Origin of the sequence: Micromonospora sonchi, assembly GCF_014646235.1 — a bacterium.
GTDB classification, from domain to species: Bacteria; Actinomycetota; Actinomycetes; order Mycobacteriales; family Micromonosporaceae; genus Micromonospora; species Micromonospora sonchi.
This window is the reverse complement of sequence record NZ_BMNB01000037.1, coordinates 47,737-57,966: the sequence shown is the minus strand read 5'-3', so window position 1 is coordinate 57,966 and position 10,230 is coordinate 47,737. Positions and strand designations below refer to the sequence as shown.

The following is a 10,230-nucleotide window of genomic DNA, read 5'->3' as shown; positions in this document are numbered from 1 at the left end:
GCCTGCGGAACAAAGCCCACGCTGGGCCTGCGGATGATTCAACGTGCCATCGCCGCCGGCCTGCCAGCGAAGTGGGTCACCGCGGACGAGGCATACGGGCAGGACTCGAAATTCCGGACGTGGTTGCAGCAGCAGCGCATCGGCTACGCCCTGGCCGTGCCCCGCAACCAGCGGGTCCCGACCACAGCCGGCAACTCCCGCCCGGACGTCCTCGCCGCCGCCGCACCGGCCCTGGCATGGAAGCGCCGCAGCTGCGGCGACGGCGCCAAAGGACCACGACTCTACGACTGGGCCGTGGCCTCCCTACCCAGCACCGACGGCTCCGGCCACTGGCTGTTGATCCGCCGCAGCATCACCGACCCCACGGACCTGGCCTACTACCTGTGCTTCGGTCCGGCCGAGACCCTCGACGAGGATCTAATTCGCATCGCTGGGACCCGTTGGGCGGTCGAGGAGTGCTTCCAGACCGTCAAAACCGAGGTCGGCCTGGACCACTACCAGGTACGTCGGTACGACGCCTGGTACCGCCACATAACCCTCGTTCTGTGCACCCACGCCTACCTCGCCGTCACCGCCGCACAAGCGAAAAAGGGGGCACCGAATCCGATGACGGCCTCATACCGCTCACCCTCGGCGAGGTCCGCCGTCTCCTGGCACACCTGATCACCACCACCCAACCCTTCGACCACACACATCGATGGTCACGATGGCGACGCCGACACCAATACCGCGCCAGAACAGCCCACTACCAGCGAAGACTCCAACTTCATCAGGTGCGGCTGGAGTACCCGCCGTTTGAGATCCCCCTCCTGGCTCAACCAGGTCGAACGCTGGTTCGGCCACCTCACTGAACAGAGGATCCGCCGCGGCGCCCACAAGAGCGTCCAGTCCCTCGAAGCCGACATCCGGTCGTGGATCGCGGACTGGAACAGCAACCCACGCCCGTTCGTCTGGACCAAGACCGCCGAAGAGATCCTCGACTCACTCGCCCGATTTGTAGGCGAATTTCTGGCGCAGGACACTAGCCCGAGCTCTACAGCAGCGGATTGTGGGTTCCGGAGGTGCTGCTGTCACAGCGGCCGAGGTTGTCGTGCGTGACACGGTGCCGCTCCCAGAAGTGGCCCCGTTTGCTGCCGTTTTGCGCATCGCAGAGGTCGGCGGTCACCCCGCAGGGTCGGCGGAATGCGAAATCCACGGCGACCGGATACGCCCCGGCGGAACGTATCGCCGCTGTCTCGACGGCACCGCAACAATTCCTGGCGACCTGTCGTGGCCTGGGTCAGGACCCTGTCCGGGCTCGGTTCGGGCAGTCCCGAGCTACGCGCCGACCCGCTGAGGCAGCAGTTCGCACTCCTCGCATTCACTGCATTCCGATAGGATCCGCTGGTCTGCTCAGCTCTCACCTCGACGTGTGCGCGGCCGGAGTCCGGCCCGCCCACCTACAGCTGCGGGCCGGCACGTCGGAAGGCTTCGCATGAGAGAGAGGCATGTCGCAGCGGGTTCGCCTCAACCGGTGCCCGCTGTGCAGGATGACGTCGCGCACCAACTGCGGCTCGCCGCCTCCGGTGACCAGGTCGCCTGGAACGACCTCGTGGACCGGTTCAGCCCGCTGCTCTGGTCCATCTGCCGGCACTACGGTCTGAGTTCAGCCGACGCCTCTGACGCGTTTCAACTCACCTGGCTGCGACTACTGGAGCACATCGACACCATTCACGACCCCGCCCGCCTGCCCGGCTGGCTCGGCACCACCTGTCGCCGGGAGTGCCTGAGTCTCCTCCGACGCAACAAGCGTGTTTGGCCCACGGATGACGATCGGTTGCTGGACCTTTTCAGCGGATCGTCCTCGTCGGCCGATCAGCCGGCGCTGATCGCGGACCGGAACGCACGGCTCTGGCGCGAGTTTGGCCGGCTTGACGTCCGCTGCCAGAAGATCCTGCGGCTCCTGCTGATCGAACCGGACGGCGACCGGGTCTCCTACAAGTTGGTCGCCGCGGCACTGGACATGCCGGTGGGCAGTCTCGGCCCGATCCGGGGGCGCTGCCTGGCAAGACTACGCGGCCTACTTGACGCCGGGGGTATCAGTGACGTGTTACGCGACTCGTAGGAGCAGAAGCGGTTGACGACGACCCGAGGACTGAGGGAGGAATCGTGGACGACGAGCACGCGGGGCCGGAGACGCCAGCTCCGGGCGCGGACGATCGGCTGCTGGCTTCCCTTGGCGATCTGATCCGGGCGGAAGACGCACCGCCGGCCGTGGCGGTGGAGCTGGCCAAGCAGAGCTTCGGTCTGCGCCAGGTTGACACCGAGTTGGCGGCGCTCGTGGCCGACTCGGCGGCGGACGCGGTCGGGACAGCGGTACGCGCCGGCGAGGGGGGAACCGTCCCACGGCTGCTCACCTTCGAGTTCGAGGGCCCGACCGAAACCGGTGAGCCGCAGGCGGTCGAGGTGGAGGTCAGCCGCTCCGGCCGGTACCGTCGGCTGCTCGGCCAACTGCAACCGCCGGGACCGGCCAGGATCGAGGTACGGCAGCCCGAGGGCGACGCCGTCCGTCAGGTGGACGCCGATGACCAAGGACGATTCGTAGTGGAGGTGGTCGGGGTCGGGCTGATGCGTCTGACCTGGTATCGCCCGGGACGGAACGCGATCACCACAGCCTGGGTCAGACTGGACTGACTGTGCCGGCCGGCGTCACGCCGGCCGGCACCTGTGAATCCTCAGACCGGCGTACCAGGCAGTACCCGCAGCACCCGCCCGTAACCGGGGATTGTGCCCCGCCCTGCCAGCAGGGCGTCCAGCGCGTCACGGGGAGCCAGGCCGGGATCGTCCACACAGGCCCTGGCGACCATGCCGCTGATCTGCGGGGCGGAAAATGATGTGCCGCTCCAGACCGCCCAGGAGCTCTCCGGAAACGAGTAGTCGGTTACCGCCGGGTCCGGCACCGGCGGCAGCGTGCCGGCCACGAACGTGGCGACCACACCGAGGCCGACGCAGGAGCAGTCGACCCAGTCGCCGTGGCTGGAGAACGGGGCCGGTAGCAGGTCCGAGGCCAGCGCACCGACCGCGACCACGCCGTCGAAGGCCGCCGGATACATCGGATCCTCGCTGCCGTTGTTTCCGGCGCTCGCCACGATCAGGACCTCTGGGAACCGATCCGCGATCATCCGCACCGCGCTCTGTAGGGCCAGCGGTGGCACACCGTCGACGGCGGGAGTGCCGATCGAGGCGTTGATGATCAGCCGTACGCCGTCGGCGGCTGCCTCGTCCACGGCGCGCAGCATCGCCTCGGCGGCCTCCTTGTCGGTGCCCAGCCCGTCGCTGCGGGTGAACCGATATGCCGTCACCTCACACCGGGGCGCCACCCGCTGCACAATGCCGGCGGCGAAGCTCCCGTGCCCGGCCGACCAGTCGAGCCGGCCGTCCCCCTCGCGGCCGTCGGTGACCGGCAGTACGTCGAGGAATTCGGTGTTGTCCGCCCGCCGGACGATGGCGTCCAGCCAGCTGTCGGTCCGATCCTCCGGGGTGATGCCCGTGTCGATGACCGCCACGCGCACCGCCGGGACGCCCAGCTTGCCCTCGGCGGCGTCCGGCGGAAAGTCGCCGAGGGCGGCGGTGGCGAACGGATAGTCGTCGCCCTTGATGATGTGCCCGAGCGGTACGACCAAATGCGGCGCGGCGGTGATGCCCAGCTCGGCCAGCTTCTGGACGTCACCGGCCAACTCCTGCGGGCGCTTGCGGCCTTCATATACCCCCGTACGCCGCTCCGGCGACGGCACGGCCCGCTTCCACGGCCGGTAGCCCAACTTGCTCAGCACCTGCTGCGGGTCGATTCCCGGTCCGGCCGAATCCATCTCGACCACCAACTGACCTCGCGCGACGAGGACGTAGGTCGGTCGCCCGGCCAGGTCGGTCACCGGGTACCGGTCGAACGGCAGGGCGAACCGCTCCGGCGCCCTGTCCTGCCGTTCCTGCATCTGGTCGATGATCTTGCTGGCTCGCCCCTGTCTCGCGTCGGCGGTCAACACCTGCAGTTGGCGGCGTACGTGGGCGCCATCGATCTTCAGCTGTTCCCTGGACCGGTGCTCCGGGAACTCGTCCGGGGCCGGCGCCGAAGAGGACCTGGTCTTCATGTTCACAGTGACGCTCCTATCGGAGATCGTGGTGATTCTCGCTGCCGTGACGGCAGCCAGAGTCGGCCACGGCTCGCTGGTACCACCAGCAATAACCTGACGCTGAGTGTGGATAGACTGCAGCCATTGACGTATGGCGGCGAGCGGTCCCACGATGACGGCTGATCCTGGCACGGATCTCGTGGCGGAGGCGGATGCCGCGTACTCCAGAGTCGTCCTCGACCCCGCGAGATACACCGCTGCGGCGGGGGAAATCGTCGAACTGGCCCGCCGGACAGGAAACGACGAGGCACTGATCGCGGGTCTGCGTGCGCTGGCCTGGACCCGCCACGCGATACTGGACAACGAAACGGCCAAGAGCCTGCTGGATCAGGCGGCCCGGCTGGCCACCCGCAATGGCCTGCACCGCCGGCTCGGGGAGGTGCTCCTCACCCGCTCGGTGGCGCTGCAGGAACTCGGCCGGTATCCCGCGGCGACGCGGGACCTGCGGCGAGCAGCGAACCTGGTGTCTTCGCACCAGCGTCCTGAACTGCTCATGCAGCTTGCCATCCTGGACCACAACGCCGGTCGGGTGCTCGCGGCCGCCCGTCAGTACCGGCTGGTGCTCGCCGAGCCCGCCTGCCCGCCGGTGATCTGGGTGAAGGCGGCCAACAACCTTTCGTACGCGCAGACCCAGCTCGGTCGTCCGCAGGCGGCGCTGGCCTACCTGGACCGGGCCGCCTCGCTCGCGAGCGAACTGGGACCGATGTTGTCGGCGGTCATCGAGAACAGCCGAGCCTGGTCCAGCTTCCATGCCGGCAGGTTCACCGAGAGTCTGCGCGGGTTCGAGGAGGCTGGCCGGCTCTACACCGCAGCCGGGCTGCCGCTCGGCGAACACTATCTGGACTACACCGACGCACTGGCCGAGCTGCGCCTGCTGGACGAGGCCGCCGCGGTCGCCCGGCTGGCCGCTGCCGACCTCGAGCGACACGGTGCCCGGCTGATGGCTGCGGAGGCGCGGCTGCGCTGTGCCCGGCTGGCGCTTGCGCTGGGCGATACTGGCTCGGCCCGCGCAGACGCGCGATCAGCGCCGTGCGTGACTTCCGGCGGCAGCGCCGCACCGCTTGGGCGGCGTGGGCCGTCGTCACCGCCGTGGAGGCGGGCGCTGTCGTGGACGGTTTCACCACCATGGCGGTACGCCGACTCGGTCACGCGGCGGCCACACTGCATCGTCTCGGCCTACGGGCCAACGCGGTGGAGGCTCATCTGGTTGCCGGGCGGGCGGCGTTGGCCACGGACGAGCGGCGGCGGGCGAGGCGCCACCTGAGCGCGGCCGGCGCACTGGCGGGCGGGCAGACGCTGCTGGTGCGGTTACGCGGACGGTTGGCGCTGGCACTGCTGGCCGACGCCGCGGCGCAAGCCGCCCAGGGCGCAGATGCCACCGCGACCGCTCGACCCCGCACGGCATCGGCGTACGGCCAAGGGGTAGCCACCCACCCGGCAGCGCCCGACGCAGGTGCCGTGTTGCGGCACTGCGGGGCCGGACTGGCCGACCTCGCCCGCCACCGGGCGGCGCTGCCGTCGGTGGAACTGCGCGTGCTGGCCGCTGGGCACGGCGTGGAACTCGGCGACCTCGGTCTGCGCCACCTGCTGCGCACAGCGCCCCCGAGCCGGATTCTGCACTGGCTGGAACGCACCCGAGCGGCTGCCCTGCTGACCGTGGAACCCGCTGCCCACGACGACATCGACGACCTCGTGATCGCGCTGCGCACGGTCGAGCAGGAACTGCGCGCAGCGCGGCGCGAACATGGCCCACTACCGCGAAACCTGCTGGCCCGCCAGGCCGCGCTGGAGGCGCAGATCCGGCGGCGATCCTGGGGGCGCGAAGGGAAGACGACGCGGTCGGCCGAGATCGTGACCGCGGGCCAACTCCGTGATCTGCTCGACGGCGGCTGGCTCGCCGAGTTCGCGACGGTGGACGACACGGTCGTCGCCGTCGTCGTCGGACCGCGCCGGACCCGCCGGATCCGGCTCGGCGCACTGTCCGTGGTGGCACGGGAGACTGCCGCGCTGCACTTCGCCCTGCGGCGGCTGCTCCGCGGCGGTTGCTACACCGACCAGGCCCTATCGGCCGCCCGGGCCTCCCTGGACACCCTCGCCGAACTGCTCATTGCCCCACTCGGGGTCCCGCCGGGGGCACCGCTGGTCGTGGTGCCGCCCGCGAAGCTGCTGCGGGTTCCCTGGTCCCCGCTGCACCAGGGACCGGTTTGCGGGGCACCCTCGGCCACCATGTGGGCGCGCAGCCGGCGGGCGGCCCAGTCCCGGCCGCCGGGACACCAGGTCGCGCTGGTGGCCGGGCCCAATCTGACCGGCGCCGTGGCCGAGGTTCAGGCCCTCGAAGCCCGTCACCCCCATGCGACGGCGCTGCTGCCACCGAAGAGCACCGTGGAGGCCGTCGTCGCCGCACTCCGGCAGGCCGACCTCGCGCATCTGGCCTGCCACGGCCACCTGCGCTCGGACAGCCCGCTCTTCTCGGCGCTCGAACTCAGCGACGGTCCGCTCACCGTGTACGAATTGCACAGTCGCGCCGTCGCCCCACACCGGGTGGTGTTGGCCGCCTGTGACTCCGGAGTCGAGCGCGACTACGAGGGCGACGAGGTGCTGGGGTTTGTCAGCGCGCTGATGGCGGGCGGTGCGGCCGGGGTGATCGCGTCCGGCGTACCGCTGCCCGACGGCGCGTCGCTGGCGCTGATGCCACGGCTGCACGACCGGATCGTGCGCGGCGAATCGCTGGCCTGCGCGTTGTGGGCCGTGCGGGCCGCCGAGCCGCCGGCCTCCCCGGTCGATTTCGTCACCTGGTGCGGTCTGACCGCCTATGGGGCGGCCTGAGCGACCGCGCCGGGGGCCCGGGCATTGCCCACGGCCCCCGGCGGGTCAGAGATTCAGGAGGTGCCGGAGATGTACCACCAGCCGGTCAATGACGACTTGGGCACGTCCGGGCCGACACCGCCCTTGCCCCAGAAGTAGTCGTCGAAGTTGACCAGACCGCCCGGCCCGATCGGACCCATGGTGGACCACACCACCGACGCGGGCTGGTCGTCGATGGAGGCCTGCGCCCATGCCTTACGCACCGGCATCGGCTTGTTCCACCAGAGGAACGGCGTACGCAGCATGTAGTTGGCGAACTTTCCGCCGTGGCTGGCACTGTGGTACGACACGGTGTGGAAGCTGTTGATCTGGTGCAGGCCGTCGAAGGCGCCACCCCAGCGCTGCCACCACCGCTTCCCGCCGGATTCCTTGGCGAGCACCAGGCAGGTGAAGAGGCTCATCCACTCGACATCTCCGTTACCCCAGCGGGCCTCGGTGTTCGCCAGGAACGTGTCGTCCTTGCTGCTGCATCCGGCGAAGCTGAACCCGGTGGGCGACCCGTGACCCTGCCAGTAGGTCATGTCGACGTGGTCGGTCCAGTTGCTGTCGTCACCACCGTACGCCGGGTCCTTGAAATCCCGCTCCCAGGCGTTGGCATTCAACCAACTGAACTCGACCGGGATGCCGCGGGAGGTGAACTGGCCGTTGAACGAGGCGAGGTTGTTGCCGGTCCACGGCAGACCGGAGCAAGGGCCGGTTCCCTCGCTGCCCACATCGACGACGCCGTAGGCCTGAACTCGCGGTGCCGCGAGCGCCGCCGCCGACCGCCGCGGCGGCACCGGTGACGGAGTGACCTCGGGCAACTCGGCGTCCACGGCCGCCGGGACGAAGGTGATCTGAGCCGCCGAGCCATCGGCGTTGACCCCCGAGCAGCGGAAGCTCGGCTCGATGCGCTCCAGCTTCGCGTCGAGGGCGGGTGCCGCGTAGGCGTAGTCGGCCTGCTGGATCCGTACGGCACCCTGCAGGGCCTTGGCGCACCGCTCCCGGCCGGCTTCGGGGTCGAGGACCCGCACTGGCTCGCCCCGCTCCAGGACGCGCGTGCTGTACGACAGTTGGGTGACCGCGCCGTCAGGGCCGAAGCCGACCCTGATCTTTGCGCCTGGACCCTCGTACGGGAGCCCATTCAGGTCGAACGAGAACGACACGGTGGTGTCCAGCGCCGCCGAGACCTTCTGCTCTCCCTTGGAGTCGACCATCTCCAGGGTGGTGTGACCGACGGTGGGCCGGGCCTGCTCGGGGTACAGGCCGGCGCGGGTCAGCGCCTCGCGGGTCAGGCTCAGCGCCTTGTCGGCGTCGATCGGACGCAGGCGAGCCAACGCCGCCTCGTCCAGGACGCTGCCGACCGTCGGGTTGCCATCCTCGTCTTTACCCGTCTCGCCGACCGTGATCGACGGGATGTCGAGGAAGCCCTGCTCGTCCGCGAACCGCACGCTGCCATCCTGGGAGCGGGAAAGGCGTTCGATGCCGAACGCCTTTCCCAGCGCGGCGGCCTGGGCTTCGCTGATGCCTGTGGCGCGGACCTGGTAGGTCGGCAGTTCAGCGGTCACGGCGGCGGCGACCGGGACGCCAGACGCAGCGAGGGTTGCGGCTCCGGTCGTGCCGGCGACGGTCAAGCCAAGGCCGAGCCGCCACCACCGGCTGCGAGAACGTTGATGTGACATGGGAACCTCCCGTTCGACGAGGGCGCGCGAACCGCGCCACAAGCAAGACGACGGAGGCCGCCACTGGATACACGGTTGGCATGTCGGCTAACTGACTGATGGTCCCCTCAGCCCGACCCCTGCCGTCCGCTGCCCGGGCGTCGCCCCGACGGTCCACCCGACAGGTTGCCGTCCTCGGCGCAGGCCCCGAGCCCGCCCGATAACCCGGTGTCGGAGGTCGAACCGGCAGGCCGAGCCGTCCCGATCGGACCGAGGTGAGTGTGTCCGAACCCCTCGGTCATCTTGAGGCCGCAACCGAGGGCGCGGTCGATGGCGATGTGAAAAGCCCAGGCAATGGCCAGAACTCCAAGCCAGTCGATCGCGTCGCGGAGCGCCGCCGCGGTCACGGCCACCGCGCCGAGCATCGCCGGCAGCAAGTCAACGCCGTCGCCACACCCGAGGACGGCCAACCACGCCGGTACCTGCTCACCGGACTGATCATCTGCCGAACCTGCGGCCGACGCGCACCGGGTCCATGGACGACCCGGATACCGATGCCGATACGGCCACACCAGCGCCAGCCCACCCCTACTCGGCTTCCCCCACGCCCAGCAGGCCGTCCGGATCACCCGCCCCCGCACCATGGCCGGCAAACGCACCCGCGAGACTGTCTACCTGGTGGCGCCGCCCACGCCCAACCCGCCGACCTGCAGCCCGCCCACGGCCACCACCAGCAGGACGACGCCCACACTTGCCTGTCGAGATGGCGTCCTGCCGACACGGTTGGTGCCGGTGGGGGCTCTACGGCCGACATCCTGTCGTGTTCAGGCGGCTGTTGAGCTGAGGGCTCGGGCGGATCGAGGCTTCTGCGCCACGGCGTCTCCAGTGCGAGGGGCGTACCGTGATTGTCGCCGTCGCTGCGAACCCGGCACGCTCCCTCGAACAGCGGAACCGTAGCCCCACAAACGGCGCGCAACACCGTCGAACGCTTACTGCGTTGCCTCGGGTGGGGCGACTTTGGCCATGTCATCGATAAGGCTGTACAGGCTGGAGAGTTCTTGTACGAGATCGCCGAGCGTGATCGTGGGCGGCAGCTGGACGCGGGCTCCGAACATGCACGCGCCGTCGATCTTGGCTTGGGCTTCGCCGAACCCGATACCCAAATAACGGGGTGCCCCAGCGGCCAGATCTGCTGATGGTCAGCCCTGTCGTGCGCGGCTCTGGGGCGAGCAGGGTTGGTGACCCAGTCCTTTCGCGCGGCGTGCATGAGTGGCCACATCGCCGCCAGGTAGCGCCAGTTGTAGCCGGGATCAGCCTACTGACGGGTCCCGAGCCAGGCGCTCGGGACCCGTCTTTACGCGCGAGCCCCCTCAGCCGGACGCACCTTCACGACCCGACGCGGTGCGCGCTCATGCCGATGTGCGAAAGTTGGGCAATAGCAAGTGGTCGATGGCCCTGCCTGAGCTGTCTGGCGGTGAGGGGTTGGCCGGCTCGCCGGCCAGCGGGTCGGCTCGCCTGCCCACGCCGGGTGCGGGCGGGGGCCAGAAGGTTTCCGG

Annotated in this window: 8 protein-coding genes and 1 pseudogene; 6 read left to right on the top strand and 3 right to left on the bottom strand. The window is 69.7% G+C overall.

All coding sequences use genetic code 11. From position 1 onward, the window contains the following. The 4 genes and pseudogenes from IEY61_RS27305 to IEY61_RS27295 form a co-directional block, all read left to right on the top strand. On the top strand, nt 1-663 hold a 663-nt coding region (locus IEY61_RS27305), incomplete at its 5' end, for an IS701 family transposase (RefSeq protein WP_189049423.1). 138 nt (nt 664-801) lie between these two features. Further along, a pseudogene (locus IEY61_RS31575) lies at nt 802-996 on the top strand (IS630 family transposase); the annotation flags it as partial. 517 nt (nt 997-1,513) lie between these two features. Further along, nucleotides 1,514-2,104 carry an RNA polymerase sigma factor gene (locus IEY61_RS27300; protein ID WP_229706486.1) on the top strand — a complete coding sequence of 197 codons (591 nt, stop codon included), beginning with the start codon at nt 1,514-1,516 and terminating at the stop codon, nt 2,102-2,104. A 44-nt stretch (nt 2,105-2,148) separates the two neighbouring features. After that, entirely contained in the window at nt 2,149-2,673 is a 525-nt protein-coding gene (locus tag IEY61_RS27295; RefSeq protein ID WP_189049418.1) for a hypothetical protein, read from the top strand. A 41-nt stretch (nt 2,674-2,714) separates the two neighbouring features. On the opposite strand, the gene IEY61_RS27290 is transcribed toward IEY61_RS27295, so the two are convergent. After that, nucleotides 2,715-4,127, bottom strand: coding sequence for a S8 family peptidase (locus IEY61_RS27290; RefSeq protein WP_229706488.1), 1,413 nt, complete (start codon nt 4,125-4,127; stop codon nt 2,715-2,717). Nucleotides 4,128-4,281: 154 nt separating this feature from the next. Here IEY61_RS27290 and IEY61_RS31570 point away from each other — a divergent pair, with 154 nt between their 5' ends. Further along, on the top strand, nt 4,282-5,433 hold the full coding sequence (locus tag IEY61_RS31570; RefSeq protein WP_229706485.1) for a tetratricopeptide repeat protein: 1,152 nt from the start codon (nt 4,282-4,284) through the stop codon (nt 5,431-5,433). Continuing rightward, nucleotides 5,361-6,995, top strand: a complete 1,635-nt coding sequence (locus IEY61_RS31565) for a CHAT domain-containing protein (RefSeq protein WP_229706487.1) — start codon at nt 5,361-5,363, stop codon at nt 6,993-6,995. The genes IEY61_RS31570 and IEY61_RS31565 overlap by 73 nt, the downstream gene beginning before the upstream one ends. A gap of 53 nt (nt 6,996-7,048) precedes the next feature. Here IEY61_RS31565 and IEY61_RS27280 read toward each other — a convergent pair whose 3' ends face one another. Together IEY61_RS27280 and IEY61_RS27275 are read right to left on the bottom strand one after the other, a co-directional pair. Then, nucleotides 7,049-8,581 carry a DUF6345 domain-containing protein gene (locus tag IEY61_RS27280; RefSeq protein WP_189049414.1) on the bottom strand — a complete coding sequence of 511 codons (1,533 nt, stop codon included), beginning with the start codon at nt 8,579-8,581 and terminating at the stop codon, nt 7,049-7,051. A 221-nt stretch (nt 8,582-8,802) separates the two neighbouring features. Further along, nucleotides 8,803-9,111, bottom strand: coding sequence for a DUF4260 family protein (locus tag IEY61_RS27275; RefSeq protein WP_229706484.1), 309 nt, complete (start codon nt 9,109-9,111; stop codon nt 8,803-8,805). Nucleotides 9,112-10,230: the final 1,119 nt, after the last annotated feature.